25 protein-coding genes and 1 tRNA gene are annotated in these 25,997 nt (G+C 71.9%); 20 read left to right on the plus strand and 6 right to left on the minus strand.

Features of this window, described 5'->3' with window-relative positions:
* Positions 1-5: 5 nt before the first annotated feature.
* Positions 6-647 carry a 50S ribosomal protein L25/general stress protein Ctc gene (locus ACWGO8_RS13800; RefSeq protein WP_452043617.1) on the plus strand — a complete coding sequence of 214 codons (642 nt, stop codon included), beginning with the start codon at positions 6-8 and terminating at the stop codon, positions 645-647.
* Positions 648-764: 117 nt separating this feature from the next.
* Entirely contained in the window at positions 765-1,394 is a 630-nt protein-coding gene (gene pth / locus ACWGO8_RS13805; protein WP_452043618.1) for an aminoacyl-tRNA hydrolase, read from the plus strand.
* A gap of 41 nt (positions 1,395-1,435) precedes the next feature.
* Here the strand turns inward: pth and ACWGO8_RS13810 are convergent, their stop codons facing one another.
* The gene (locus ACWGO8_RS13810; RefSeq protein ID WP_452043619.1) at positions 1,436-2,155 is read right to left on the minus strand and encodes an RNase H family protein; all 720 of its coding nucleotides are present in this window, start codon (positions 2,153-2,155) and stop codon (positions 1,436-1,438) included.
* A 154-nt stretch (positions 2,156-2,309) separates the two neighbouring features.
* Between ACWGO8_RS13810 and mfd the strand changes: the two genes are divergently transcribed.
* A complete protein-coding gene (mfd, locus tag ACWGO8_RS13815; protein ID WP_452043620.1) occupies positions 2,310-6,023 on the plus strand; it encodes a transcription-repair coupling factor in 3,714 nt (1,237 codons plus the stop codon).
* A 55-nt stretch (positions 6,024-6,078) separates the two neighbouring features.
* Here mfd and ACWGO8_RS13820 read toward each other — a convergent pair whose 3' ends face one another.
* Positions 6,079-7,278, minus strand: a complete 1,200-nt coding sequence (locus tag ACWGO8_RS13820; protein WP_452043621.1) for a Na+/H+ antiporter NhaA — start codon at positions 7,276-7,278, stop codon at positions 6,079-6,081.
* Positions 7,279-7,405: 127 nt separating this feature from the next.
* On the opposite strand from ACWGO8_RS13820, the gene ACWGO8_RS13825 reads away from it, so the two are divergent.
* A complete protein-coding gene (locus ACWGO8_RS13825) occupies positions 7,406-8,185 on the plus strand; it encodes a LysE family translocator (protein WP_452043622.1) in 780 nt (259 codons plus the stop codon).
* Positions 8,186-8,201: 16 nt separating this feature from the next.
* The gene (locus ACWGO8_RS13830; RefSeq protein WP_452043623.1) at positions 8,202-8,903 is read left to right on the plus strand and encodes a MazG family protein; all 702 of its coding nucleotides are present in this window, start codon (positions 8,202-8,204) and stop codon (positions 8,901-8,903) included.
* Here ACWGO8_RS13830 and ACWGO8_RS13835 read toward each other — a convergent pair.
* A complete protein-coding gene (locus tag ACWGO8_RS13835) occupies positions 8,900-9,364 on the minus strand; it encodes a DUF6194 family protein (RefSeq protein ID WP_452043624.1) in 465 nt (154 codons plus the stop codon). The genes ACWGO8_RS13830 and ACWGO8_RS13835 overlap by 4 nt on opposite strands.
* Positions 9,365-9,412: 48 nt before the next feature.
* Between ACWGO8_RS13835 and ACWGO8_RS13840 the strand changes: the two genes are divergently transcribed.
* Complete coding sequence (locus tag ACWGO8_RS13840) at positions 9,413-10,180, plus strand: MerR family transcriptional regulator (RefSeq protein WP_452043625.1); 768 nt, start codon at positions 9,413-9,415, stop codon at positions 10,178-10,180.
* Here the strand turns inward: ACWGO8_RS13840 and ACWGO8_RS13845 are convergent.
* Together ACWGO8_RS13845 and ACWGO8_RS13850 are read right to left on the minus strand one after the other, a co-directional pair.
* On the minus strand, positions 10,177-11,316 hold the full coding sequence (locus tag ACWGO8_RS13845) for an ABC transporter permease (protein ID WP_452043626.1): 1,140 nt from the start codon (positions 11,314-11,316) through the stop codon (positions 10,177-10,179). The two genes, ACWGO8_RS13840 and ACWGO8_RS13845, sit on opposite strands and share 4 nt — an antisense overlap.
* A complete protein-coding gene (locus tag ACWGO8_RS13850; protein WP_452043627.1) occupies positions 11,313-12,284 on the minus strand; it encodes an ABC transporter ATP-binding protein in 972 nt (323 codons plus the stop codon). The genes ACWGO8_RS13845 and ACWGO8_RS13850 overlap by 4 nt, the downstream gene beginning before the upstream one ends.
* Positions 12,285-12,390: 106 nt before the next feature.
* On the opposite strand from ACWGO8_RS13850, the gene ACWGO8_RS13855 reads away from it, so the two are divergent.
* A complete protein-coding gene (locus ACWGO8_RS13855; RefSeq protein ID WP_452043628.1) occupies positions 12,391-12,945 on the plus strand; it encodes a hypothetical protein in 555 nt (184 codons plus the stop codon).
* Between the two features lie 154 nt (positions 12,946-13,099).
* Positions 13,100-14,368 carry a histidine--tRNA ligase gene (gene hisS, locus ACWGO8_RS13860; RefSeq protein WP_452043629.1) on the plus strand — a complete coding sequence of 423 codons (1,269 nt, stop codon included), beginning with the start codon at positions 13,100-13,102 and terminating at the stop codon, positions 14,366-14,368.
* A 142-nt stretch (positions 14,369-14,510) separates the two neighbouring features.
* Here hisS and ACWGO8_RS13865 read toward each other — a convergent pair whose 3' ends face one another.
* Positions 14,511-15,428, minus strand: a complete 918-nt coding sequence (locus ACWGO8_RS13865; protein ID WP_452043630.1) for an endonuclease domain-containing protein — start codon at positions 15,426-15,428, stop codon at positions 14,511-14,513.
* A 276-nt stretch (positions 15,429-15,704) separates the two neighbouring features.
* Here ACWGO8_RS13865 and eno point away from each other — a divergent pair, with 276 nt between their 5' ends.
* The 12 genes from eno to ACWGO8_RS13925 all read left to right on the plus strand — a co-directional run bounded on the left by eno (position 15,705) and on the right by ACWGO8_RS13925 (position 25,983).
* Positions 15,705-16,985, plus strand: a complete 1,281-nt coding sequence (eno, locus tag ACWGO8_RS13870) for a phosphopyruvate hydratase (protein WP_376957315.1) — start codon at positions 15,705-15,707, stop codon at positions 16,983-16,985.
* 74 nt (positions 16,986-17,059) lie between these two features.
* Entirely contained in the window at positions 17,060-18,016 is a 957-nt protein-coding gene (locus ACWGO8_RS13875; RefSeq protein WP_452043631.1) for a septum formation initiator family protein, read from the plus strand.
* Complete coding sequence (locus tag ACWGO8_RS13880) at positions 18,013-18,573, plus strand: DUF501 domain-containing protein (protein ID WP_452043632.1); 561 nt, start codon at positions 18,013-18,015, stop codon at positions 18,571-18,573. Before ACWGO8_RS13875 ends, ACWGO8_RS13880 begins: the two co-directional genes overlap by 4 nt.
* Positions 18,570-19,856 carry a S8 family peptidase gene (locus ACWGO8_RS13885; RefSeq protein ID WP_452043633.1) on the plus strand — a complete coding sequence of 429 codons (1,287 nt, stop codon included), beginning with the start codon at positions 18,570-18,572 and terminating at the stop codon, positions 19,854-19,856. Before ACWGO8_RS13880 ends, ACWGO8_RS13885 begins: the two co-directional genes overlap by 4 nt.
* A 34-nt stretch (positions 19,857-19,890) precedes the next feature.
* Positions 19,891-21,351: an NAD(P)/FAD-dependent oxidoreductase gene (locus tag ACWGO8_RS13890; RefSeq protein ID WP_452043634.1), complete on the plus strand. Its 1,461-nt coding sequence runs from the start codon at positions 19,891-19,893 to the stop codon at positions 21,349-21,351.
* Positions 21,352-21,406: 55 nt separating this feature from the next.
* Positions 21,407-21,480: transfer RNA gene (locus tag ACWGO8_RS13895), tRNA-Leu, on the plus strand.
* Positions 21,481-21,810: 330 nt separating this feature from the next.
* The gene (locus ACWGO8_RS13900) at positions 21,811-22,380 is read left to right on the plus strand and encodes a dihydrofolate reductase family protein (protein ID WP_452043635.1); all 570 of its coding nucleotides are present in this window, start codon (positions 21,811-21,813) and stop codon (positions 22,378-22,380) included.
* Between the two features lie 331 nt (positions 22,381-22,711).
* Positions 22,712-23,173, plus strand: a complete 462-nt coding sequence (locus ACWGO8_RS13905; RefSeq protein ID WP_452043636.1) for a hypothetical protein — start codon at positions 22,712-22,714, stop codon at positions 23,171-23,173.
* Between the two features lie 14 nt (positions 23,174-23,187).
* Positions 23,188-23,322, plus strand: coding sequence for a hypothetical protein (locus ACWGO8_RS13910; protein WP_452043637.1), 135 nt, complete (start codon positions 23,188-23,190; stop codon positions 23,320-23,322).
* A 151-nt stretch (positions 23,323-23,473) separates the two neighbouring features.
* Positions 23,474-24,151 (plus strand): response regulator transcription factor, encoded by a 678-nt coding sequence (locus ACWGO8_RS13915; RefSeq protein ID WP_452043638.1) that lies wholly within the window; start codon positions 23,474-23,476, stop codon positions 24,149-24,151.
* Positions 24,152-24,212: 61 nt separating this feature from the next.
* On the plus strand, positions 24,213-25,472 hold the full coding sequence (locus ACWGO8_RS13920; RefSeq protein ID WP_452043639.1) for a sensor histidine kinase: 1,260 nt from the start codon (positions 24,213-24,215) through the stop codon (positions 25,470-25,472).
* 127 nt (positions 25,473-25,599) lie between these two features.
* Positions 25,600-25,983 (plus strand): PepSY domain-containing protein, encoded by a 384-nt coding sequence (locus tag ACWGO8_RS13925; protein WP_452043640.1) that lies wholly within the window; start codon positions 25,600-25,602, stop codon positions 25,981-25,983.
* Positions 25,984-25,997: the final 14 nt, after the last annotated feature.

Raw genomic sequence — 25,997 nt, forward strand, 5'->3', positions numbered from 1 at the left:
CCACCATGGATGAAGACAACAAGGTCGAAGCCGGCACCCGCGACACCTTCGGCAAGGGTGCGGCGCGCAAGCTCCGCGCCACCGGCCAGATCCCGGCCGTGCTCTACGGCCACGGCACCGCGCCGCAGCACCTCACCCTCCCCGGCCACCAGGTCGGCCTGCTGATCCGCAAGGCGAACGCCGTGCTCGACCTGCAGATCGCCGGCAAGAGCCAGCTCGCCCTCGTGAAGGACGTGCAGAAGGACCCGGTGCACCAGGTCATCGAGCACCTCGACCTCATCGTCGTGAAGCGCGGCGAGAAGGTCCAGGTCGAGGTGCCCGTGCACCTCGAGGGCGAGCCGTTCGCCGGCACCATCGCCGACCTCGACGCCAAGACCCTGCTGCTCGAGGTCGAGGCGACCCACATCCCCGAGCGGATCATCGTCGACATCGAGGGCCTCGAGGAGGGCACCCAGATCCTGGCCGGCGCCGTCGAGCTCCCGAAGGGCGCGACCCTCGTGAGCGACGCCGAGTCGCTCGTCGTCAACGTCCACGTCCCGCAGAAGGTCGACCTGGGCGAAGAGGCGGAGGCCGCCGAGGCCGCCGAGGGCGAGGAGGCCGAGGGCGAGGAGGCCGCCGAGGAGGCTGCCGCCGAGTCCGCCGAGTAGTCGCTCGGCGCCCATCGCGCACGGGGCCTGCGGCGCCGCATCCGGGTACGCTCGGACTGCGGGCCGCAGGCCCCGCCCCGTTTCCCCCGAACCCCGCGCCGTCGAGAGGAGCCGCCCATGGGCCTCCTCGATCGGCTGCGCTCCCGCCGGAAGGACGACCCCGTGGCCGACAACACCTGGCTCGTGGTCGGGCTCGGCAACCCCGGCGCACAGTACGCCGCGACCCGGCACAACGTCGGCCAGATGGTCGCCGACGAGCTCGCCTCGCGCATCGGCGCGACGTTCAAGTCGCACAAGACGCCGTCGCGCGTGGCCGAGGGGTTCCTCGGCCCCGGCGGCCCCAAGCTCGTCATCGCGAAGCCCAACAGCTACATGAACACCTCGGGCGGCCCCGTCTCGGCGCTCGTCAAGTACTACTCGCTGCCCGTCGACCGCGTCCTCATCGTGCACGACGAGCTCGACATCCCGTTCGACACCGTGCGCCTCAAGCAGGGCGGCGGGCACGGCGGCCACAACGGCGTGCGCGACGTGACGAAGGCGCTCGACGGCGGCGGCTTCACCCGCGTGCGGGTCGGCATCGGCCGCCCGCCCGGACGGCAGGACTCCGCCGACTTCGTGCTCAAGGAGTTCTCGGGCGCCGAGCGGCAGGCCGTGCCGAACCTGGTGTCGGATGCCGCGGACGCCGTCGAGGCGATCGTCGAGCACGGCCTCGTGGCCGCGCAGCAGCGGTTCCATTCGCCCGCGTAGCGCGCGGGGGCCGGGGAGGCGGCCTCCGCGGGCTCGACGGCTCAGATCAGGCCGCGGAGGAACTCCTCGGGCGTCTGCCCGGCGGCACGCGCACGCTCGATGAGCCGCGTGTGCTCCTCGCTCGTGAGCTCGAGCGCCAGCGTCAGCCAGTCGGCGGCCGGGTCGTCGAAGTCGAAGAGCGTCGCGTCGTCCGCGGCGCGGTCCTCGAGGGCGGTCGCGGCGGGCGCGGCGGGTGGTGCTGCCGGTGCTGCCGGCGTCGCGGATGCCGCGGCATCCGCGGCATCCGTCACCGGCTCGCATTCGCCCGTCCACCCCGGACCGCTCGGGACCTCGCGCCCCTGCTGGTAGGCGAGCGCGACGGCGCGGGCGCGCTCGTCGGCCGCCTCGTTGGCCGGATGCCCCGCGTGCCCGCGCACCCACTCGAACCGGTAGCGCCGGCCCTGGGTCGCGGCGTCGAGCTCCTGCAGGAGCTCGAGGTTCAGCACGGGCTTGCCGTCCGCCTTGCGCCAGCCCTTGCGCTTCCAGCCGGCCATCCACTTCGTGACCGCGTTGATCACGTACTGGCTGTCGCACTGCACGAGCAGCTCGTCGTCGAGGTGCGCCGTCGCGCGGAACAGCTCGAGCACGGCGGTGAGCTCGCCCTGGTTGTTGGTGCCGCGCGGCCAGCCGCCGGCAGCCCAGCACTCGTCGTCGACGTACCAGGCCCATCCGGCGGGGCCGGGGTTTCCGAGGGCGGAGCCGTCGGCTGCGGCGATGATCATGCAGGGTGTCCTTCCGTCCGGCGCTCATGCTAGCGGGAAGCTCGCTCCCTGAGCCTGTCGAAGCGAGCGACCCGTGTCACGGACCGGGCTCCCTTCGACGGCCTCGGGGAGCGGGGCCAGCCCCAGCGTCGGAGGCCGGGCGTAGACTCCTACGGTGATCCTGCAGGGCTTGAACACGGCGCTTTCGCGCGCCTCCACGATCGACGGCGCACTCGCCGAAGCCCTGCGGAACGCGGACTTCTCGGCGCCATCCGGACTCGACGCGCCGCTGCTCGCGGGCCTGCTCGCCCGACGAGCAGAGGCCGGGCTGCCGCCCGCGCTCCTCGTCGTCACGGCGACCAGCCGCGAGGGCGAGTCGGTGCGCTCGTCGATCGCGCCCTACCTCGACGACGCCGAGATCCTCGAGTTCCCCGCGTGGGAGACGCTGCCGCACGAGCGGCTGAGCCCGTCGGCCGAGACGGTGGGGCGCCGGCTGCACGCCCTGCGCCGCATGCACGACTGGGCCGAGGAGGGCGCGCGGCATCCGCTCGTCATCGTCGCGTCGGTGCGCGCCGCGCTGCAGCCGCTCGCCGACAACCTCGCCGGGCTCGCGCCGATCGAGCTCGTCGCGGGCGGCCGCGGCTACGACCTGGCCGAACTCGCGGCGCGGCTCGTCGACCTCGCCTACGCCCGCGTCGACATGGTCGCCCGGCGCGGCGAGTTCGCGGTGCGCGGCGGCATCCTCGACGTGTTCCCGCCCACCGCCGACCACCCCGTGCGTGTCGAGTTCTTCGGCGACGAGGTCGAGGAGCTGCGGGCCTTCTCGGTGGCCGATCAGCGGTCGCTGCCCGAGCCGGTCGAGCGCGTGGCGCTCGCGCCGAGCCGCGAGCTGCTGCTCACGCCCACGGTGCGCCAGCGCGCCCGCGAGATGGTGCACGAGTTCCCGAGCCTCGCCGGCCTGCTCGAGAAGGTCGCCGAGGGCATCCCCGTCGAGGGCATGGAGTCGCTCGCACCCGCGCTGCTCGAGCGGCTCGTGCCGCTCGCCCACTACCTGCCCGAGGGCGCCGCGGTGGCGGTGCTGCAGCCCGAGCGCGTGACCGGGCGTGCGGTGAGCCTCGCCGAGACGAACCGCGAGTTCCTGGGCGCGGCATGGAGCGCCGCCACGGTGGGCGCCGAGGCGCCGATCGACCTGGCCGCAGGCGACTTCCTCACGGTGCGCGAGTTCCGCCAGGCGACGCTGTTCAGCGCGCCCGGCGAGCCCGACCCGCGCCGGGCGTGGTGGACGTTCTCGGGCTTCGACCTCGGCGACGCCGCGGCGGTCGTCGCGGCATCCGGCGACGAGGAGGCCGCCGCGGCCGCGGCCCAGGCCGCCTCCGACTACGTGCGCGTGGCCGCGAACGCGATGCCGAGCTTCGCCGGCAACGTCGCGGGCGCCATCGACCACGCCGCCGAGCGGCTGCGCGACGGATGGAGCCTCGTCGTGGCCTCCGCCGGCCATGGACTCGTGGAGCGCGCACGCGACGTGCTCGCCGAGGCGGGGCTCGCCGCACGCATCGTCGAGTCGGTGCCCGCCGACCTCGAGCCCGGGGTCGCCTACCTCGTGCAGGCCGACGCCGCACGGGGCTTCGAGGTGCCCGAGGCCAAGCTCGCGCTCATCGCCGAGACCGAGTTCTACGGCCGCTCGGCGGGCTACGACGCGCGCCAGAACAAGAAGCTCGCCACCCGCCGCCGCAACGTCGTCGACCCGCTGCAGCTCAAGGCCGGCGACTACGTCGTGCACCAGACCCACGGCATCGGCCGGTTCGTCGAGATGGTGCAGCGCGAGGTCGCGACCGGCAGCCGGCCCACCGGGCCGAGCCGCACCGCGGGCATCCAGCAGGCGCCCACGGCCGTGCGCGAGTACCTCGTGCTCGAGTACGCGCCCTCGAAGCGAGGACAGCCGGGCGACCGGCTGTTCGTGCCCACCGACCAGCTCGACCTGCTCAGCCGCTACGTCGGCGGCGAGGCGCCGTCGCTGTCGAAGATGGGCGGCAGCGACTGGGCGCAGGCGAAGGGCCGCGCACGCAAGGCCGTGCGTGAGATCGCAGTCGAGCTCGTGAAGCTCTACTCGGCGCGCATGGCGGCGAAGGGCCACGCGTTCGGGCCCGACACCCCGTGGCAGCACGAGCTCGAGGAGGCGTTCCCGTTCGCGGAGACGCCCGACCAGCTGCAGACGATCGACGAGGTGAAGGCCGACATGCAGCGGCCCATCCCCATGGATCGCCTGCTCGCCGGCGACGTCGGCTTCGGCAAGACCGAGGTCGCCGTGCGCGCCGCGTTCAAGGCCATTCAAGACGGCAAGCAGGTCGCGATGCTCGTGCCGACGACGCTGCTCGTGCGGCAGCACCTCGAGACGTTCTCCGAGCGGTTCGCCGGGTTCCCCGTGCACGTGCGCGCGCTCAGCCGGTTCCAGACCGACAAGGAGGTGCGCGAGGTCGTCGCCGGACTCGCCGACGGGACCGTCGACCTGGTCATCGGCACGCACCGCATCCTGACCGAGAAGGTGAGCTTCAAAGACCTGGGACTGCTCATCATCGACGAGGAGCAGCGCTTCGGCGTCGAGCACAAGGACCAGCTGAAGAAGCTCAAGACCAACGTCGACATCCTCGCGATGAGCGCGACGCCCATCCCGCGCACGCTCGAGATGGCGGTCACCGGCATCCGCGAGATGTCGACGCTCGCGACGCCGCCCGAGGATCGCCACCCGATCCTCACGTTCGTCGGACCGTACTCCGAGCAGCAGGTCGCCGCGGCCATCCGTCGCGAGATGCTCCGCGAGGGCCAGGTGTTCTTCGTGCACAACCGGGTCTCCTCGATCAACCGGGCCGCGGCGCAGCTCGCCGAGCTCGTGCCCGAGGCCCGCATCGCCGTCGCCCACGGCCAGCTCAACGAACACGTGCTCGAGCAGATCGTCGTCGACTTCTGGGAGCGCAAGTTCGACGTGCTCGTCTCGACGACCATCATCGAGACGGGCCTCGACATCTCGAACGCGAACACGATCATCATCGACCGCGCCGACAAGTACGGCCTCTCGCAGCTGCACCAGCTGCGCGGTCGCGTCGGCCGCGGCCGCGAGCGCGCCTACGCGTACTTCCTCTACGACCCGGCCAAGCCGCTGTCCGAGACGGCGCACGACCGGCTGTCGACCATCGCCGCGAACAACGAGCTCGGCGGCGGCATGCAGATCGCCCTGAAGGACCTGGAGATCCGCGGCGCGGGCAACCTGCTCGGCGCCGAGCAGGCCGGCCACATCGCCGGCGTCGGATTCGACCTCTACCTGCGCATGATCGGCGAGGCGGTGTCGGCGTTCCGCGGCGACGTGGCGGAGGGCCAGACGGAGCTGCGACTCGAGCTTCCCGTCGACGCGCACATCCCCGAGGAGTACGTCGACTCCGAACGGCTGCGCCTGGAGGCGTACCAGAAGCTGTCGGCGGCGAGCGGTCCGGCCGCCAAGGACGGGCAGATCGACGCCGTGCTCGACGAGCTCGTCGACCGCTACGGCGCCCCGCCCGAGCCGGTCAAGCACCTCATCGCGATCTCGCGGCTGCGACGCACGGCCCAGCTCGCGGGGCTCTCCGATGTCATCGCCACGGGCTCGAAGCTGCGCATCGCGCCAGCGAAGATCCCCGACTCCCGGCGCGTGCGCCTCGAGCGCCTGTACCCGGGCGCCAAGCACTTCGCGCAGAACGACGTGATCCTCGTGCCGTTCCCGATGCCCGGCGGCGAACTCCCCGAGGATGCCGAGCTCATCGAGTGGGTGTCGAGGCTCGTGACGGCGATCTTCCCCGCGCCCGAGCCCGCAGCGGGCCAGGCGGATGCCGCAGGCGCGACGGCTGCGGCCGCAGGCTAGCCGCGGCATCCGCGCGCGCTGCCTTCGCCGCCACGCCGCGGCGCGGTGCGCGACGCTAGTGCGAGAACGCGCCGCCCTGCCCGGCGTGCTCGCCGCGGCGCCGGTAGTGCCGCGACCGGGCGGTCACCACGACGGCCGACAGCACGATCGCGACGCCCGATCCGAGCAGCACGGCCAGGGTCCCCTCGTCGCGGACGCCGGGCAGGCGTGCGAAAGCGAGCTCGTTCATGAGGAGCGAGACCGTGAAGCCGATGCCGCCGAGCGCGCCGACCACGGCGAGGTCGGCGAACGTGAGCGGCGTCCCCGAGCGGCGCCGCGCCACGAGCGCGCCGAGCAGCCCGGCCGCGACGATGCCCACGAGCTTGCCGGCGGGCAGTCCGACGAGGATGCCCCAGAACGCCGGGTCGAGCTCGGCCGGTGACACCTGCGGCACCACGACCATCGCCGCGGTGAGGGCGAACAGCGGCAGGATGACGCCGTTCGACCACGGCTCGAGCGCGTGCGCGGCACGACCGGCCGGGCGTCGCGACATCACGAGTCCGAGCGCGACGCCCGCGATCGTGGCGTGCACGCCCGACCGGTAGGTGAAGTACCAGGCGAGCACCGCCAGCACGACGAGCAGCAGGTTGATCGGCCACTGCGGGCGACGCGAGAGGATCCACGCCGACCGCGGCTTCATGATCCGGCTCACCGCGCCGAAGAGCGCGATCGCGATGCCGGCGTACCCGAGGTAGGCCAGGTCGGCGTCGGTGGTGAAGAAGAACGCGATGATGAGGATCGCGATGAGGTCGTCGAGCACCGCGAGCGCGAGCAGGAACACGCGCACGCGCGTCGGGATGAACCGGCCGAACACCGCGAGCACGCCGAGGGCGAAGGCGATGTCGGTGGCTGTCGGGATCGGCCATCCGTCGACCGTCTCGGAGCCGGCCGTGAAGGCGACGTAGATCGCCGCCGGCACGACGACGCCGCCCACCGCGGCGATGGCCGGCAGCAGCGCCTTCGAGAGGGAGTTGAGCTCCCCGATGACGAGCTCGCGCTTGAGCTCGACCGCGACGATGAAGAAGAAGATCGCGAGCAGGCCGTCGGTGATCCAGTGCCCGGTCGAGAGGTCGACGCGGAGGAACGGGATCTCGAGGTGCGCGTCCTTGACGGCGATGACGGATGCCCCGAAGGGCAGGTTCGCGATGAGGAGGCCGAGCACGGCGGCGGCGAGCAGCAGCGCGGCGGCCACGCGCTCGGAGCGGAGGAACGACATGGGAGCCCCTGTCTGGCGAGGTGAATCGCCGGTCGGTGAACGGTGTCGACGCCATCGCGTCGGCCGACCAGGCTTCCCGGCTCTCCGTGGGCGAGTCTAGCGACGGCGCGCGGGCTACGCTGTGCCGGTGTCGTTCTCGCTCTGGATCACGCTGCTCGCCGCGTGCTTCGTCATCAGCTTCACGCCCGGAGCGGGCGCGATCAACACCATGGGCAACGCCCTGAGCCACGGGTTCCGCCGCTCGATCTGGGGCATCCTCGGCCAGCAGGCCGCGCTGATCGTGCACATCGCGATCGTCGCGCTCGGCGTGGGCGTGCTCGTGGCGAGCTCGCCGATCGCGTTCAACGTGATCCGGTATGCGGGCGCCGCGTACCTCGTGTACCTCGGCGTGCGGCAGCTGCTGCGGAGGCCGGCGGCGGACGCCGAGCCGGTCGCGGCGGCCGAGTCGGCCTCGTCCGAGGCATTCGAGGCATCCGGGGCACCCGGGGCACCCGGGGCATCGGGGGACTCGAGGTCGTCGGATGCGCGTCGCGCCTCCGATCGGCCCGAGCCGTCCACCGCGGTCGAGGTCGCACCGGATGCCACGACGGCGCCGTCACCGCCCGAATCGCGCTGGTCCATGTTCCGCCGCGGCCTGTGGGTGAACCTGCTGAACCCGAAGGCGATCGTGTTCTTCCTCGCGTTCCTGCCGCAGTTCATCCGCCCGAGCCTGCCGCTCCTCCCGCAGTACCTCGTCGTCGCGGCGACCGTCGTCGTCGTCGACGTGATCGTGATGTGGGGGTTCTTCGCCTTCGCCGCGCACGGCATGCGCCGGTTCACCCGCTCGGCGCGCGGGCAGCGCATCGTCGACGCGGTCTTCGGCCTGCTCTTCATCGCGGTCGGCATCCTGCTCGTCTTCCTGCACTGACGCCTATGCTGGCCGGATGAGCGCCGAACACCCGCGCCTCGAGGAACTCGTCGCGATCGTCGCGCAGCTGCGCGCGCCGGGCGGGTGTCCGTGGGACGCCGACCAGACCCACGAGAGCCTCGTGCAGTACCTCGTCGAGGAGAGCTGGGAGCTCATCGACGCGATCGAGTCCGGCGACCGCGACGAGATGATCGAGGAGCTCGGCGACGTGCTCTACCAGGTGCTCTTCCACGCCGACATCGCCGCGCACACGCCCGGCGAGGACTTCGACATCGAGGACGTCGCGGCGCACATGACGGCGAAGATGGTGTCGCGGCATCCGCACGTGTTCGGCGGCGATCGCACCGCCGAGACGGCCGACGACGTCGTGGGCTTCTGGGACGAGCTGAAGGCCGGCGAGAAGCCGCACCGCACGAGCGTGCTCGACGGCATCCCGCGCGGCATGCCCGCGCTCGCGCTGGCGCAGAAGGTGCTCGGCAAGGCCGCGAAGGTGGGCGTCGAGGTCGGGGTCGAGGTCGCCTCGGTTCCGGATGCCGCGGGGCGGCCGGCGCCCGCCACGGAGGAGGAGCTCGGGGCGACGCTGCTCTCGCTCGTGGCATCCGCTCGGGCGCAGGGGCTCGACGCCGAGCGCGCGCTGCGGCACGCCGTGCGCGGACTCGAGGACGACGTGCGCGCGGCCGAGGCCGTCGCGTCCACCCGGGCGACCTCGGGCGCCTAGGTTCCCGCCCGGCGTTCGGCTCGCGCCCGCGCGGCGTCGTGCGCGCTGCGGAGGAGCGCCAGCACCGTCGACATCGTGCGCTCGCCCGGGACCACGACGCTCACCCAGCCGAGCACTCCGTAGACCGGGTGCGGGTTGACGACGTCGGTCGCGGTGAAGTCGCGCGAGCGCTCGAGGTGCCGTGGCTCCTCGCCCGTGAGCTCGACGAACGCGGCCCGGTCGACGTGCACGTTCACGCGCCACCGCCCGTCGGCGTCGAGGTCGGACGCGATGTCGTCGGGGTAGTCCTTGGTCACGATCGTGCCGTAGGGCTGGGTGTGCTGCGGCATCCGCCCGTCGGGCGCGAAGTAGAAGAACGCGTCGCCCCAGGCGAGCTCGGGTGTGCCGTCGCCCGGGCCGGGCAGGACGACGAGTGCGCCGTCGAGGCCTTGCACCTCGTCGATGATCTGCTGCATGCTCATGGTTCAAGCATGTGGTTGAAGTGCTTCTGTGGGGTTTCGGGAGGCAACGTGGGGGGGCGTCCGCTGCGCACGGCCGACGTCGTCCGTGCGTCGGGGTACTCGCCGCAGCAGGTGCGCGACCTCGAGCGGCTCGGCGTCATCCCGCACGCCGAACGAGCCGGCAACGGCTACCGCGCCTACACGCGGGTCCACGTCGTGGCACTCCGCGCCTATCGGGCGCTCGCGTTCGCGGCCGGTCTGGTGGCGTCCCGGCACTTGCTCGCCGAGGCGTGGGGGCAGAGCACGGCGGATGCCGCGGCGGCGATCGGCGACGTACATGTGCGCCTCGCGCGCGAGCGCGACGAGGTGCTCCTCGCACGGCGGGCGCTCGCCGCGATCCGGTCGGAGGCGGGCGCGGTGGACCCGAACCCGCGGTCGGCGGAAGGTACGGACGGAGGCGCGGGCGCGGGCGACGCGATGTCGATCACCGAGCTCGCCGGGGCCCTCGACGTGCGCACCTCGACGCTGCGCTTCTGGGAACAGGAGAGGCTCGTGCACCCAGACCGGATCACGTCCGTGCGCGCACGGCACTACGCGCCGAAGGCCGTGCGCGAGGCGCGGATCGTCGCCGCGCTGCGACGCGCGGGCTACGGCGTCCCGGCCGTGCGCGAGCTCATGAGCGCACTCGATCACGCCGACGGGCTCGGGGCGGCCGACCGCGTCCTGCAGTCACGGCTCGACGGGATCGCCGGACGGACGGTCGCGCTGCTGCGGGCCGGATCGGACCTCGCCGACGTGCTCGACGCGCTCGCCCCCGGCACGTCGGTTGCGCGCTAGGCCACTCGGCTCCCCGACGGAAGCCGCCGCGCCGGCACCTCCGTGCGCCGCCACGCCCAGAAGAGCGCCGCGCCGCCGAGCAGGGCGTTGATCGTGAGGCCCACGAACCACGACGGCACCGAGCGGTCGTACACGTCCTGCGGTGTCTCGACATCGGGCTGGACGTACTCGCCCGACGGTCGCCAGGTCGCGCAGTCGTCGATGAGCGCGTCCGTCTCGGGCGCATGCTGCGCCGAGCGCACGCCCACGGCGATCCAGCCGAAGAGGTCGCGCGGACTGCCGTACTCGTCGAACGTGCCCGGCGCGGCATCCGCCAGCACCACGTACGGATTGGCCGCGAGGAAGCCCCAGACGAGGTCGAACCGCGGCGTCGGGTACTCGCGGATGTCGGGCGGCAGGCACGGAGCCAGTTCCCCGGCCGGCGGGGGACCGTCCTGCTCGAGGGCCTGCCAGTCGACGCCGACGTAGGTCTGCCGCACGGTCGTCTGGATCGCCGTGCCGCCGAGCCCGAACGCGATGAGCGTGCCGATGCTGAGCGCCGCGACGACGAGGTAGGTCACGGCGACGGAGAACAGCGGCTTCGTGAGCACGCCCGAGAGCCCCACGCCGATCGCGGCGATGACGCCGAGCTCGATCGCGAGCACCAGCACCGAGACCATGATGGTCGGTGCGGAGACCTGCCCGAGGGCGACCGCGAAGACGAGGAACGGCAGGGATGCCGCGAGGAACGCGAGCGCCGTGAGCCACGCCGCGATCCACTTGCCGACCACGAGCTGCGCCGTGGTGATGAGCGTGACCTGCGTGGTCGCGAGCGTGCCGGCGTCGCGCTCGCCGTTGATCGCGTTGCCGCTGAGGGCGGGCGAGACGAGCGTGCCGAGCAGCAGCACGAAGAAGACGATGGTGGAGAACACGCCGCCGCCGCCGTCGTCCCACGCGTTGGTCGCGAGCACGAGCAGCCCCGTGACGATCGTCACGAGCAGCACGAACACGCCGAGCAGCACGTACCACGCGACCCCGCGCACGCGCTGCTTGAGGTCGAGCGTCACGATGAGCCACATGCCGGCGAGGAAGCCCTCGTCGGGACGCGCCGCGGTCGTGGGCGCCTGCACCGGGGTCGTTCCGGGTGCGGCGCTCATGCGCGGGCCTCGCCGTCGATGGGGGCCGCCGGGTCGGGCGCGGATGCCGCGGGCGGAGGCCCGGCGCGGTTGAGGTCGAGGAACACGTGCTCGAGGTCGCCGACGGCGGGCGCGAAGGACGAGACCGGCACGCCCACGCTCACGAGGTGCGCGAGCAGCTGCGCGGCATCCGCTTCGCTCGCGAGCGGGACGATCGCGCCGAGGTGGTCGATGTGCGCGACCGTGCCGAAGCCCGCGGCGATGAGCGCTTCGCGGAGGCGCTCTGCGTGCAGGGCCCGCACCCGCCACTGCCGTGCGCTGCGCCCCGCGGCGGCGACGGCGTCGGCCGCGGCCGTCACGCCGTCGGCGACGTACACGGCGGTGTCGGCCATCTCCTCGAGCTCCGCGAGCACGTGACTCGACACGAGCACCGTCTTGCCCTCGCCCGCCAGGCGCCGGACGAGGTCGCGCAGCGCGACGCGCGCGCCCGGATCGAGCCCCGACGCCGGCTCGTCGAGCAGCAGCACCTCGGGGTCGTGCACGAGGGCTCTGGCCAGGCTCAGCCGCTGCTTCTGCCCGCGCGAGAGCACGCGCGTGGGCCGGTCGGCGAGCGGTCGAAGGTCGACGAGGTCGATGAGCTGCGCCGAGCGAGCGGATGCCGCATCCTTCGCCATGCCGTACATGCGGGCGCTCGTGGTGAGCGCGTCGCGCACCGTGAGGGCGGGCCACGAGCCGAGCGTGTCGGGCATCCAGCCGATGCGCGCACGCACCTCGCGCGGCTGCGTGACCGGATCGAACCCCGCGATGCGGATGGAGCCCGCGTCTGGGGTGAGGAGGGTCGCGAGCATCAGGAGGAGGGTCGTCTTGCCGGCGCCGTTCGGTCCGATGAGCCCCGCGACGTGACCCGGCGGCACCGAGAAGCTCGCGTGCCGGACCGCCTCGACCTCGCCGAAGGAGCGGGCGACCCGCTCCACCGTGATGCCCCCCACCGTGCCACCGTCCCGTCCGCCGCGTCGCAATCGGTCGGAGTCTAGCGGCGTGGTGCGACGCCGCGCGGGAATCGCGGTGGGTCCTGTGGACAGGCGGCGAGGTCGCGTGCCGGGGCGAGTCGGGGTCGCGTGCGCACGGCCGTCGGCGTACGGTCGGGGCAGGCGCATCACCATCACCGCACGCATCGCCGACGGCGACGAGGGGATCGAGGGCGACATGGGCATCGAGGAGGAGCGGCTCGCCGAGTTCTTCGACGAGTACGCCGCGGCGCTGCGGGAGTTCGACGCCGAGGCCACGGCCCGCCTGTGGGGCCTGCCCGGCATGATCGTCACCGACGACTTCGCGGGCGCGCTCGAGAGCCGCGCCGACATGGCCGCCGGGCTCGCGTCGTCGTACCCGCTGTACCGGCGCCTCGGGCTCGAGTCCGCGCTGCCCGAGATCCTCGCGGTCAGCGCGCTCACCGACCTGATCTCGCTCGTGCGGGTGCGCTGGAGCTACCTCGACGCCGCCGACGAGGTCATCGTGACCACCGACTACGAGTACCTCGTGCGCGACGACGCCGACGCGCTGCACGTCTACCTCGCCGTGGGCATCGACGAGGCCGACGCATTGCAGCGGGCGGCGCGCATGCGCGGCGTCGACCTCGACCTGTTCGGGTGAGCTTCCCGGTCATCGAGGGGCGGTACCCGGTGATCGAGGAGCGCCGCCGCAGGCGACGCGTCTCGAGATCCCGGTGCGTCTCGAGACGCGTCCGGCTCCGCCGGGCGCTCCTCGACGAGCGGATCGCCGGGCCAGTGCTGGAAGAATGGTCGGCATGGCCGCAACCGTCACCCCTCCGCGCGGCATGCGCGACTTCCTGCCCGCCGAGAAGGCCCGGCGCGAGCACGCCCTCGGCGTGATCCGCGGCGTCTACGCGGCGCACGGCTTCGACGAGATCGAGACGCCCGTGATGGAGGACTCCTCGCGCCTGCACGCCGGACTCGGCGGCGACAACGAGAAGCTCGCATTCGCGGTGATGAAGCGCGGCCTCACGGCAGACGACCTGGCGGACGCCGCGGCATCCGGTGAGACCCTCGCCCTCGCCGACCTCGGCCTGCGCTACGACCTCACGGTGCCCCTCGCGCGGTTCTACGCGACGCACCGTGCCGCGCTGCCGCCGGTGTTCCGCGCGATCCAGATCGCGCCCGTGTGGCGCGCCGAGCGCCCGCAGAAGGGCCGCTACCGCCAGTTCGTGCAGTGCGACATCGACATCATCGGCGAGCCCGGACCGCTCGCCGAGCTCGAGCTGCTCACCGCCACGATCGCCACGCTCGATGCGCTCGGCCTCGGCGGCTGCACGATCCGGCTCAACGACCGGCGCGTCCTCGGCGGCATCCTCACCTCGTGGAACGTGCCCGACGACCTGCGCGAGCGCGCGCTCATCACGATCGACAAGCTCGACAAGATCGGCACGGCGGGCGTCGCGGCCGAGCTCGTCGAGCTCGGGGCGGTCGACGCGTCGACGGACGTCGCGGCCCAGCTCGAGGCGCTCACCTCGGCCGACTGGCACCTGCACGACGGCGTCGTTCCGCCGCCCGCGTGGCTCGACCTGGACGCCTATCGCGACCTGCTCGCGCTGCGCGCGGCGCTGCCCGACGCGGCGATCGAGTTCGACCCGACGCTCGTGCGCGGCATGGGCTACTACACGGGCACGATCTTCGAGATCGCGCACCCCGACTTCGGCTACTCGCTCGGGGGGGGCGGCCGCTACGACCACATGATCGGACGCTTCCTCGGCCAGGAGGTGCCGGCCTGCGGCTTCTCGATCGGGTTCGAGCGCATCGTGGACCTCCTCGCGATCCGCGACCACTCGCGCCCGCGCGCGGTCGTGCTCGTGTACGACCCCGACACGTCCCCCGCGGAGCTGCTGCGCCTGAAGGACGAGCTCGTCTCGGGCGGGATCCGCGTGCGCCTCGAGCGTCGCGTCAAGAACCTGCGCGCCCTGCTCGACCGCGTCGCCGCCGACGGCTTCGACGCCTTCGCGCAGGTCGGCCCCGACACGGCGGATGCCGCGTCGCTCGCGTTCCGCGACCTCTCCGCGTAGCGCGGGCCATGGTCTCCCTGCGCGGCTCGCGCCGGGTCTCCCTGCGCGGCGCGTGCCGCGCGCACCGCGCGCTCCGCGCGTCCTTCCGCGAGTGGGCGATCTTGGCGCGCCGCGAGAGCGGACGATCGCCATGATCGCCCACTCACGGAGCTGAGCGCGCCAGTCGAACTCGCCGGATCCGCGCGATGAGCCGCTCCGGTTCGTCGTACAGGGCATGACGGGTCACGCGGATGACGCGCCAGCCCGCGTCCTCGAAGCGTTCGCGTCGCTCGATGTCGTGCTCCCATCGCCTCGCCTCGCGATGGTCGCCGCCCTCGTACTCGATCGCGATGCGAAGGTCCGGATACGCGAGATCGGGATGCAGCATCAGGCCTCGTCCGACGGCCACCGGATGACCGATGACCGGTTCGGGGAGTCCGGCGGCGACGATGACGAGGCGCAGGAGCGTCTCCATCCGCGATGCGGGCCCCACGCGAATCTGCTCGAGCGCCCACCGCGCCGCGCGCGCACCACGGCATCGGGGAGACCGATGCAGCGTCGCTGCGAGCTGCGGGAGTGTGGTGAACGCGGGCTCGCGTGAACGACCGAACCGTGATCCCGTCACCAGGAAGTCGCCCACCGCGGTGAGATCCTCGCGGCGCAGCCCGCCTGCGAGGTGCAGCCACGTCGCCTCGGGTGAGACCACCGGCAGGCCGAATCGCAGCACGACCGGGAAGCCGCCCGACGATCGATGTCCCACGGTCCCCGTCGTGCGCGCACGCGTCACGCCGGGACTCATGATGTGCAGTGGCTGCGCGGCGCTCATCCTCGACGGGAGCGGCGCCCCGAACAGCAGCGCTGCGGTCTGGTGGCTGAACGCCTCGCCGGCACGGAGCAACGGCTCGTAGGCCTGGCAGGCCTCGACGATCGCCTCGACGTCGAGTCCGAGCGAACTGACGCCGGTGAACGGATGCTGCACGCGACGTGCCCGCAGTCGGGCCCGCGTCGTCTCGAACTGGGCATGGTCGCTCGTGCGGATCGCCGCGCCGCGCGGGATCGGGTCCTTCGCTCCTCCGGGCATGCGCCCAGCGTGCCGATTTCCGCAGTTCGCTGCTCCAGCTCTCCACACAACGACGCGAGTGGGCGATCTTGGCGACCGCGCGTCGGGGTGACGCGCCAAGATCGCCCACTCGCGGAAACGACGGGAGACGAGGAGGGGCGCGCGGAGCGCGGGTGGGGCGGATGCCGCGGCCCCGCGGCATCCGTGGCGCGTCATGGGTGAGCGCGCCTCACTAGACTGTCTGGCGGATCACGACGGAGTCGTCCGACGCACACCCCCATCACAGAGGAGTTCACTGTGGCATTCATCGAAGCTGTAGGCGCCCGCGAGATTCTGGATTCTCGCGGCAACCCGACCGTCGAGGTGGAGGTGCTGCTCGACGACGGCTCGCTGGCGCGCGCGGCCGTCCCCTCGGGCGCGTCGACCGGCGCCTTCGAGGCGTACGAGCTGCGCGACGGCGACAGCGACCGCTACCTCGGCAAGGGCGTGCAGAAGGCCGTCGACGCCGTGCTCGACGAGCTCGGCCCGGCCATCGAGGACCTCGACGCCGCCGACCAGCGCCTCGTCGACGCCGCGCTCATCGAGGCCGACGGCACCGAGAACAAGAGCCGTCTCGGCGCGAACGCCATCCTCGGCGTGAGCCTCGCGGTCGCGAAGGCCGCCGCCGACTCGGCCGACCTGCCGCTGTTCCGCTACCTCGGCGGCCCGAACGCGCACGTGCTGCCCGTGCCGATGATGAACATCATCAACGGCGGCGCGCACGCCGACACCGGCGTCGACATCCAGGAGTTCATGATCCTGCCGATCGGTGCGCCCACGTACTCCGAGGGCCTCCGCTGGGGCGTCGAGACGTACCACGCGCTGAAGAGCCTGCTGAAGTCGAAGGGCCTCTCGACGGGCCTCGGCGACGAGGGCGGCTTCGCCCCCGACTTCGAGCACAACCGCGCGGCGCTCGACTTCATCGCCGAGGCGATCGGCACGGCGGGCTTCACGCTCGGCACCGACATCGCGCTCGGCCTCGACGTCGCCGCCAGCGAGTTCTACGAGAACGGGGTCTACCGCTTCGAGGGCAAGGACCGCACGTCCGACGAGATGAACGCGTACTACGCCGAGCTCGCCGCCGCGTACCCGCTCATCTCGATCGAGGACCCGCTGAACGAGGACGACTGGGAGGGCTGGGCCGCGCTCACCTCCGAGCTCGGCACGAAGCTCCAGCTCGTCGGCGACGACCTGTTCGTCACCAACCCGGCGCGCCTGGCCGACGGCATCGCCCGCCACGCCGGCAACTCGATCCTCGTGAAGGTCAACCAGATCGGCACGCTCACCGAGACGCTCGACGCCGTGAAGCTCGCGCAGCGCGCCGGCTACACCGCCGTGCTGTCGCACCGCTCGGGCGAGACCGAGGACACGACCATCGCCGACCTCGCCGTCGCGACCGACTGCGGTCAGATCAAGACGGGCGCGCCCGCCCGGTCGGAGCGCGTCGCCAAGTACAATCAGCTCCTGAGGATCGAAGAAGAACTCGGTGAGGCCGCGGTGTACGCGGGCCGCACGGCGTTCCCGCGATTCACGGCCTGAGCAGACTGAGGTCATGACGGGGGCGGCCGTGAGGCCGCCCCCGTTCTCCTTTCCCGGGTCGGTGAGGAGGGGCCATGCATCCGGATGCTCCGCGCCCTCCGCGCTCGTCGGGCGTGCCACGCCGGCCCGCCGTCCCGGGTCGTCCCGGCGCCGTCCCCGGTACGTCGAAGTCGGATGCCGCGGCGTCGGCCGCGAAGCGCTCGGCCGCGTCGTCGGCCCCGGCGAAGGCGAAGCCCACGCCCTCGAAGGCACCGACGGCGTCGAAGTCGGATGCCGCGACGGGCGCGACTCCCAGGGGCGCCCCGAAGGGCGCGCCGACCACGAGCTCGAAGCCCACGGCGTCGAAGGCGGCCACGGCCGGAACGTCCGCCGCCGGAAGCAAGCCGGCCAAGCCCGCCAAGGCCGCCCGCGGAGCGAAGCCCGCGAAGGGCGCGGCCTCCGCATCCGCGTCGAAGACGTCACGCCCGGGTCGCGGCGGCAACGGCCCGACCCGCCCGCCGAAGGCCCGCTCGAAGGCAGGGTCTGGCGGCGCGGCATCGACCGATCGCGCGGGGTGGCTCAGCGGCATCCGATTCTCAGGGTTCTCGCTCATCATGATGGGTGTGCTCGTGCTCGCGGTGGTGGTGCTCGCGCCGACGATCGCGGCGTTCGCGCAGCAGCGCCAGCAGATCGCGGAGCTGCGCGCCGCCGTCTCCGCGCAGGAGGCGGAGGTGCAGCGCCTGCGCGACGAGCGCGAACGCTGGAACGACGAGACGTTCATCATGACCCAGGCCCGCGAGCGGCTGTACTACGTGATGCCGGGTGAGGTGAGCTACCTCGTCATCGACGACCGTACCGAGGCGGCGAAGGCGGATGCCACTGCCGCCGTCTCGGCCGAAGTGACCGAATCGAAGGGCGACTGGATGCGCACCCTGCTGGACTCCGTGATGACCGCGGGGCTCGCTCCCGCGCCGACGGATCCGGCGGACGCACCCGCCGATACCCCCGCGGACGCGCCCGTCGGCGCGCCGGCGGAGGGGGGCGGACGATGAGGCCGCCGTTCCCGCCGGTGAGCGAGCGCGACATCCGCATCGTCTCGGCGCAGCTGGGTCGCCAGGCGCGCGACGTCGTCGGCATCCCCGCGCGCTGCGTGTGCGGTGCGCCGACGGTGGTCGCCACGCGGCCGCGCCTGTCGGACGGCACGCCCTTCCCGACGTTCTACTACCTGACGCATCCGGTCGCGACCGCGGCGATGTCGTTCCTCGAGGCCGCGCAGGTCATGGTCGAGTGCAACGAGCTGCTCGCCGCCGACGCCGACGTGCGCGCCGGGTACGAGCAGGCGCACGTGGACTACCTCGCCGACCGCGAGTCGATCGAGGTCGTCGCCGAGCTCGCCGGCATCTCGGCCGGCGGCATGCCGACCCGCGTGAAGTGCCTGCACGCCCTCGCGGCGCACGCCCTCTCGGCCGGACCGGGCGCGAACCCGATCGGCGACATCGCGCTCGAGCGCTCGACGTGGACGCCCGAGGTGTGCCAGTGCCCCGACTACGGCGTCGACGTGCCCGACCCCGAGGACCCGGCCGACGACGACACCGGAGGGCGCGCGTGACGCGTCGTGCCCGACGCGTCCGACCGCTCGCCGTCGCGGTGCGGGCGGCCGCCGTCGGCGCCGTCGCGACGACGATCGCGCTCCTGGGCGCGACGCCGGCGCACGCCGACACCGTGCGCGACCTCGAGTACTGGCTCAACGACTACGGCTTCACCACGGCGTGGAACACCTCGCGCGGCGACGGCGTCACCGTCGCGATCATCGACACGGGCGTGAACGGCAACGTCGCCGAGTTGAAGGGCGCCGTCGTCGGCGGCACGGATGTCTCGGGCATCGGCACGCCCGACGGTCAGACGCCCGTGGGCGACGACCCCAACCACGGCACGATGGTCGCGTCGCTCCTCGCCGGACGCGGCACCGGCGAGGGCAACGGCGTGATCGGCATCGCCCCGCAGGCCGACCTCCTCACCGTCTCGGTGGCCTTCGGGCAGGACACCGGCGCCGAGAAGTCGAACGACGACCAGATCGCCGAGGCCGTGAAGTGGGCGGTCGACAGCGGGGCCGACATCATCAACATGTCGCTCACCCGGAACACGCGGGACTGGCCCGAGAGCTGGGACAACGCGTTCCTCTACGCGTTCGAGCACGACGTGGTGGTCGTCGCCGCCGCCGGCAACCGGGGGAGCGGCACGAGCGAGGTGGGCGCACCGGCCACGATCCCGGGCGTGCTGACCGTGGCGGGCGTCGACAAGGAGAAGAACGCGAGCTTCGACGCCAGCTCGCAGGGCATCACGATCGCGGTCGCCGCCCCGAGCGAGGACCTCGTTGGGGTGCTGCCCGACGGCAGCTACGTGCAGTGGAGCGGCACGAGCGCCGCGGCCCCGATCGTGTCGGGCCTGGCGGCCCTCGTGCGCAGCGAGTTCCCCGACCTGAGCGCCGCGAACGTCATCGAACGACTCATTCGGACGGCCGATCCGCACGGCCAGTCGGTGCCGAGTCCGCTCTACGGATGGGGCATCATCGACCCCGTTCCGGCTCTCACGGCCGAGGTGCCCGAGATCGAGGACAACCCGCTCGGGAGCCTCGCTGAGTGGATCACGCTGCACCGGCGAGCGGATGCCCCGAGCTCCGAGGGCGGCGACGATTCGCAGGAGGTCGTGCCGATCGCCGACCCTCCGCTGCCCCGATCCGACGAGGCGAAGACCCTCCTGCCGACGGCGTGGACGCTCGCCTATATCACGGTGCCGCTCTCGTTGGTCGCCGGATTTGGTACGCTAGCAGCGCTGTTGGGCATCGGCGCCACTCGGCATACCAGGCGGACTGTCCGCACTCGCGAGCAGTGATCGCAAGCAACAGATACTGAGGAGTCCATTCACCGTGCCCAAGATTCTCATCGTCGGTGGCGGCTATGCGGGGTTCTACACAGCGTGGAAGCTCGAGAAGTGGCTGCGCGCGGGCGAGGCCGAGGTCACGATCGTCGACCCGCTCCCGTACATGACGTACCAGCCGTTCCTTCCCGAGGTCGCCGCGGGTTCGATCGAGCCCCGTCACGCGGTCGTCTCGCAGCGCCGGCACCTGAAGAAGACCAACGTCGTCACGGCCAAGGTCACCCGCATCGACCACGCGTCGAAGACCGCCACGATCACGCCCGAGCTGGGTGAGCCGTGGGAGTTCGAGTACGACGTCGTCGTGGTGACGGGCGGCGCGGTGTCGCGCACCTTCCCGATCCCCGGCATCGCCGAGAACGCGATCGGCCTGAAGGCCATCGAGGAGGCCGTCGCGATCCGCGACCGCGTGCTCAGCAACTTCGACAAGGCGGCGAACCTCCCGCCCGGCCCCGAGCGCGAGCGCCTGCTCACGTTCGTCGTCGTCGGCGGCGGCTTCGCGGGCATCGAGATCTTCGCCGAGCTCCGCTCCTTCGCCAGCGCGCTGCTCGAGTACTACCCGCAACTCACGTTCGACGAGACGCACTTCCACCTCATCGAGGCCATGGGCCGCATCATGCCCGAGGTGTCGCTCGAGACCAGCCACTGGGTCATCAAGCACCTCGCGCAGCGCGGTGCCGAGATCCACCTCGACACGCAGCTCACGAGCGCGGTCGACGGCAAGATCGAGCTCTCGACCGGCGAGACCTTCGAGTCCGACCTCATCGTCTGGACCGCGGGCGTCATGGCCAACCCGGCCATCGTGCGCTCGAGCGACCTCCCCGTCGAGGAGCGCGGCCGCGTCATGACCCGTGCCGACCTCCGCGTCGGCGACGAGGACGACTTCGTGCCCGACGCGTGGGCGGCCGGCGACATCGCCGCCGTGCCCGACCTCTCGGGTGGCGGCGTGGGCGGCTACTGCGTGCCGAACGCGCAGCATGCGGTGCGCCAGGGCAAGCTCCTCGCGAAGAACATCGTGGCGGTGCTTCGTGGCGAGGAGCCCAAGGAGTACTTCCACAAGAACCTCGGCGCGGTCGCCGGCCTCGGCATCGGCTCGGGCGTGTTCCAGTCGGGCAAGCTCGCGATCAAGGGCCTCATCGCATGGTTCGCGCACCGCGGCTACCACGGTCTCGCCATGCCCAGCTGGGAGCGCAAGTTCCGCGTGTTCTGGGGCTGGTGGAACAACTTCTGGCTCGGCCGCGACATCGTGTCGCTCTCGGCGCTGCAGCAGCCGCGCGCCCAGTTCGAGCTGTTCGCCGCCCGCCCGAAGCCGCCGGCCGCCGCTGCGCCCGCACCGGCTCCGGCCGTGGCAGCAGGCACGGCAGCGCCCAAGGCCGTGAAGGCAGGTGCGACGCCGGCGAAGGCCGTGGCCGAGAAGGCCGACGCGAAGGCCGAGCCGGTCGCCGCCAAGTGATCGCGGTCTCCGCGAAGTAGTGTTGACGCGGCGTCGCCCCTCGGGGCGGCGCCGCGCTCCCGTAGCCCAACTGGCAGAGGCAGGCGACTTAAACTCGCCGAAGTCTGGGTTCGAATCCCAGCGGGAGCACCGTGCTCAGTGCCATCGGATCCGCGGAATCACGCAGACGTTGCGATCTTCATCCTTCGGGGTTCGCAGCGACGACGAGCCTCATGGCAGCTGACGCGTGGCCCAGCATCCGCTGGACCGCCTTGACGTTCGCGCCGGCGCTGAGGTCGTGAGGCGTGAGCCTCGGGAGTCGGTTCGGGCTCGCCGAATCGGTCGCGCGCGCGGTCTGCGGTCCGGTCCGCACCACGAGGGTGTGAGGAGGCGGGATCGGGCGCCGATGGAAATGGCGCCGACAGTAGCCTGAGTACGTTCCGGCGAAACGCGCTGCGCGCATCAAGGGAGAGGGACGCGATGAGACCACTTCGATACTCGATCAACGTCACACTCGACGGCTGCGTCCATCACGAGGCAGGGCTCCCTCCCGATGAGGAGTCGATGCGCTACTGGACCGCTGAGATGGAACGAGCCGATGCCCTGATATTCGGCCGGGTGACCTACGAGATGATGGAGTCGGCGTGGCGGCGGCCGGCCACGGGCGCGTGGCCTGACTGGATGGGTGAATGGGAGATCCCATTCGCCGAGGCCATCGACCGGTCGAAGAAGCATGTCGTCTCGAGCACGCTGAGCGGGGTCGATTGGAATGCCGAGCTGGTGCGCGGCGACGTGGGGCACGCGGTTCAGCAGCTCAAGCAGGAGCCGGGCGAGGGCCTGTACGTGGGTGGCGTGACGCTCCCGCTGGCGTTGGCAGATCTGGGACTGATCGACGAGTACGCGTTCCTCGTGCAGCCGGTCCTTGCCGGACACGGGCCGACGTTGCTCGCCGGCCTGCGCGAGCGCATCCAGCTCGAGCTCGTGGATCGCCATGAGTTCCGGTCGGGGGCGGTCGCCCTGCGATACCGGCCCGCGCGATCAACGGCTTGAGGAGATGATGGAGTTCGACGCTGAGACGGTCGGTCAGCTCCTCGATGAGCTGGGGACCGTAGCCACGAGCGGCTCATGCGCGGCATTGCTTGGAGGGACGTGGACAAGCTGTGAGCTCGCACATGTCCGAGACGTACGCTCCGGAGATGAATACACCTCACGCGACCGTCCCCCGCCCACCGAACCCGTCAGCGGAAGATCTCGACGACCAGCATCGCTCCGAAACGTTCTGGGCGGCATTCGCCGGCGCCCCCGCCAGCCCCACCCGCTGGCTGGACAGCGCAACCGCCGCGTGGCGTCCCGAGGCCCCCGCAGGCGGGTCGGCCGACTGATGTCCGACACCTCGAACTGGGTGTCGGACCGATTCGCGCCGTTCGCCGTGGACCACATCCTGATCGACCAGCTTCCGCAATCCCTCGGGACCCTCGAGGCGCCCGAACAGTACACGGTCATGGCGCTGTTCACTCGTCGGCCCCTTCCGCAGGAGATCGTTCTGCTCAAGGAGCCGTCCGTCGAGGAGCGTCTCGTCACTGCCGGATACCCGCGTGTCTCCCTGACGGTCGCCGACCGGAGGCTCATCATCACCAACACCAACCTCCACGAGCTGAAGCAGGGGCTGGCCCGGACGATCGGTCAGATCCTCGACGACATCGGCAAGCGGGTCGCGACGACGCGTTCCGCGCAGGCGATGGATGCCGCCGAACTGGCCACCCGTGCGGCGGAGCGTGCGAGTCACGTGATCGATGAGGTATCCCGGATCGACTTCTCGCCGCGCACGTCGACCTACACGTAGGCGGAACGCTCTACGTGCTCAACCCCACCGTGGCGGCGCAGATGCCCGGCTGGTGGGCGCCGATCCCGCCCGACGTCGCGGCGGCGATCGCGGCGGACGTCCACGGCCAGGTTCCGTACAGCGGGTTCGAGTCGTCGTTCCCCGACTGATCCACCCTCCTCGGCAGGCACTGCAGTGCGACCCTGCGGTGTCCGGCGCTGCGTCAACGTCGCGTGGCGACAACTCACCCGGATGTCCGAGGCTCTTGGATCTTCAGCCGTGGTTCAGCCGTGAAGGGGCACGCTGGGCGTAGGAGCGCGAATGCGGTTGCTGGTGGTGGAGGACGAACGGCGGCTTGCCGACGGCCTTCGGCGCGGCCTCGAGGCCGAGGGGTTCGCCGTCGATGTCGCCTCGAACGGCGTCGACGGCCTCTGGCTGGCGACCGAGCAGTCCTATGCCGCGATCCTGCTGGACATCATGCTTCCGGGCAAGAGCGGGTACGTCGTGTGCCGTGAGCTCCGCGCTGTGGACGACTGGACACCGGTGCTGATGCTCACGGCCAAGGACGGGGTGTGGGACCAGGTCGAGGCGCTCGAGACCGGGGCGTACGACTACCTCACCAAGCCGTTCTCGTTCGCGGTCCTGGTCGCGCGGGTTCGCGCACTGATCCGACGCGGCGCCGGCCCACGACCGTCCGTGCTGCGCGTCGGCGACCTCGCGCTGGATCCCGCGACTCGACAGGTACGTCGAGCCGAGGCGACCATCGAGCTCACCGCCCGGGAGTTCGCCGTCCTCGAGTACCTGATGAGGCGGCCGGGCGAGGTGATGTCGAAGGCCGAGATCCTCGGTGGCGTGTGGAGCTTCGACTTCGACGGCGACCCGAACATCGTCGAGGTGTACATCGGCCACCTCCGGCGGAAGGTCGACCGCCCGTTCGGTCATCGGAGCCTCGAGACCGTCCGCGGGGCGGGGTACCGCGTGGTCGACGATGGCGCGTGAGTCGCCGCGACGGAGTCGTCTGGGTATCCGGCCATGGGTCACGCTGGTCGCGACATCCGTCGTGGCGGGCGCGCTCGTGCTCACCGCCGTCGGCTTGTGGATCCTCGTGCGGAGCTCGTTGTACGGCGGCCTGCACGAGGCGGCCGCGCAGGATGCGGGTGCGGCATCGGCCGCGGTCGACCGCGGCGGTCGGCTGGGCGAGCTCGACGACGACCGCCTCACGCAGGTGATCGGCCCCGACGGGTCGGTCACGGCGTCGAGTCCGGGTGCGCCGAGCGATCCGGTCGGTCGACCCGGCTCGCTACCGGACACCGTCGAGGTCGGGGGCGTCGACTACGTGATCGCGGTCGACGATATCGACGGCGGGGGATTCGTGATCGCCGGTCGGCCCACCACGTCCGCGGACGCGACGCTCCGGCTCGTCGCGGTGGGCCTGGGCGTCGGGGTCCCGCTGCTGGTCGTGCTGGTCGGCGTCGTGACGTGGGTCGGCGTGGGGCGTGCGCTGAGCCCGGTCGAGCGGATGCGACGACAGGTCGACGGTGTCGACGCGTCGTCGCTCGGCGATCGCGTCGACGATCCCGGCTCGGATGATGAGGTCGGACGCCTCGCTCGCACCATGAACCGGATGCTCGATCGCCTCGAGATCGCGCAGGCGTCGCAACGTCGATTCGTGTCGGATGCCTCGCATGAGCTGAAGTCGCCCCTCGCGTCGCTCAGGCAGACGGCGGAGCTGGCAAAGGATCACCCCGACCTGCTCGGGCCCGACGAGCTCGCGGACGCGGTCCTCGACGAGGGAGCACGGCTCGACCGGCTCGTGCAGGGCCTGCTGCTGTTGGCCAAGGCGGACGAGGCCGCGCTGCTGCTGGACCCGCGCGACGTGGACGTCGACGACCTGCTTCTCGAGGAGGCCGCCCGCCAACGCCGCGCCGGGCTCCACGTCGACACCACCGGAGTGTTCGCGTCGCGCGTGCGCGGGGATGCGGAGCTGCTCCAGCAGGTCGTGCGGAACCTCGTCGACAACGCCGCGCGCCACTCGCGGGGGCGACTGCGCCTCGCGGTCCGTCCCGGCACTCCACGGGAGGGATTCGTACTGCTCAACGTCGGTGACGATGGCGCGGGGATCCCGCCGGAGGACCGGACCCGGATCTTCGAGCGGTTCGTCCGCCTCGACGACGACCGGTCGCGAGCCAGTGGGGGCAGCGGTCTGGGACTCGCGATCGCGGCGGAGATCGTCCACTCGCACGGCGGCGCCATCCACGTCGAGCAGGATCCGGAGCTCGGCGGGGCCCTGATGGTGGTGGAGCTCCCGGCGATCGTGTGAGCATCGACGGTCGCATGCACCGCGATCCCCCCGGACCTCGGAGGTTCGCTTCAGCCTCGCTTCAGCGACCTCGCCCGACACTGTGAGCGACGCCGAGGAAAGGAACAGCAGCACCATGAGGAAGCGAATGATCGGAATCACCGCCGCAGCGGCCGGGGCCCTGCTCGTGGCAGGAGGTACCGTCGCGGCCTTCGCAGTGGCCGGAGGCGACGACGGGGCAGACGGCGCGGGAGACAGCTCCACCGCGATCACCGGCACCGAGCTCGAGCAGGCGACCGCCGCAGCCGTGGCCGCCGCCGGTCCGGGTACCGTCACCGAGTCCGAGGCCGGTGGCGACGAGGCGGCGTACGAGATCGAGCTCCAGCTCGATGCGGGCGGGTCGGTCGACGTCCGACTCGACGAGCACTTCGACGTCGTCGGGGTGTCCCCGAACAACGAGAGTGCGAATGACACCTCCCAGCAGTCCGAACCCCCGCAGGGCGACGGCGACGGGGAGACCGCCGACGACTGAGCTCGAATCGTCGA

This window comes from Agromyces sp. NPDC055661 (assembly GCF_053618135.1).

Excerpts from the sequence above, each read along its gene's own strand:
- pth (WP_452043618.1), top strand. The coding sequence starts at position 765 with ATGGGCCTCCTCGATCGGCTGCGCTCCCGCCGGAAGGACGACCCCGTG.
- ACWGO8_RS13925 (WP_452043640.1), top strand. The coding sequence starts at position 25,600 with ATGATCGGAATCACCGCCGCAGCGGCCGGGGCCCTGCTCGTGGCAGGA.
- ACWGO8_RS13830 (WP_452043623.1), top strand. The coding sequence starts at position 8,202 with ATGAGCGCCGAACACCCGCGCCTCGAGGAACTCGTCGCGATCGTCGCG.
- ACWGO8_RS13865 (WP_452043630.1), bottom strand. The coding sequence starts at position 15,428 with ATGCCCGGAGGAGCGAAGGACCCGATCCCGCGCGGCGCGGCGATCCGC.
- ACWGO8_RS13900 (WP_452043635.1), top strand. The coding sequence starts at position 21,811 with ATGAGACCACTTCGATACTCGATCAACGTCACACTCGACGGCTGCGTC.
- ACWGO8_RS13810 (WP_452043619.1), bottom strand. The coding sequence starts at position 2,155 with ATGATCATCGCCGCAGCCGACGGCTCCGCCCTCGGAAACCCCGGCCCC.
- ACWGO8_RS13800 (WP_452043617.1), top strand. The coding sequence starts at position 6 with ATGGATGAAGACAACAAGGTCGAAGCCGGCACCCGCGACACCTTCGGC.
- ACWGO8_RS13835 (WP_452043624.1), bottom strand. The coding sequence starts at position 9,364 with ATGAGCATGCAGCAGATCATCGACGAGGTGCAAGGCCTCGACGGCGCA.
- ACWGO8_RS13915 (WP_452043638.1), top strand. The coding sequence starts at position 23,474 with ATGCGGTTGCTGGTGGTGGAGGACGAACGGCGGCTTGCCGACGGCCTT.
- ACWGO8_RS13880 (WP_452043632.1), top strand. The coding sequence starts at position 18,013 with ATGAGGCCGCCGTTCCCGCCGGTGAGCGAGCGCGACATCCGCATCGTC.
- ACWGO8_RS13875 (WP_452043631.1), top strand. The coding sequence starts at position 17,060 with ATGCATCCGGATGCTCCGCGCCCTCCGCGCTCGTCGGGCGTGCCACGC.
- ACWGO8_RS13820 (WP_452043621.1), bottom strand. The coding sequence starts at position 7,278 with ATGTCGTTCCTCCGCTCCGAGCGCGTGGCCGCCGCGCTGCTGCTCGCC.
- ACWGO8_RS13845 (WP_452043626.1), bottom strand. The coding sequence starts at position 11,316 with ATGAGCGCCGCACCCGGAACGACCCCGGTGCAGGCGCCCACGACCGCG.
- ACWGO8_RS13905 (WP_452043636.1), top strand. The coding sequence starts at position 22,712 with ATGTCCGACACCTCGAACTGGGTGTCGGACCGATTCGCGCCGTTCGCC.
- hisS (WP_452043629.1), top strand. The coding sequence starts at position 13,100 with ATGGCCGCAACCGTCACCCCTCCGCGCGGCATGCGCGACTTCCTGCCC.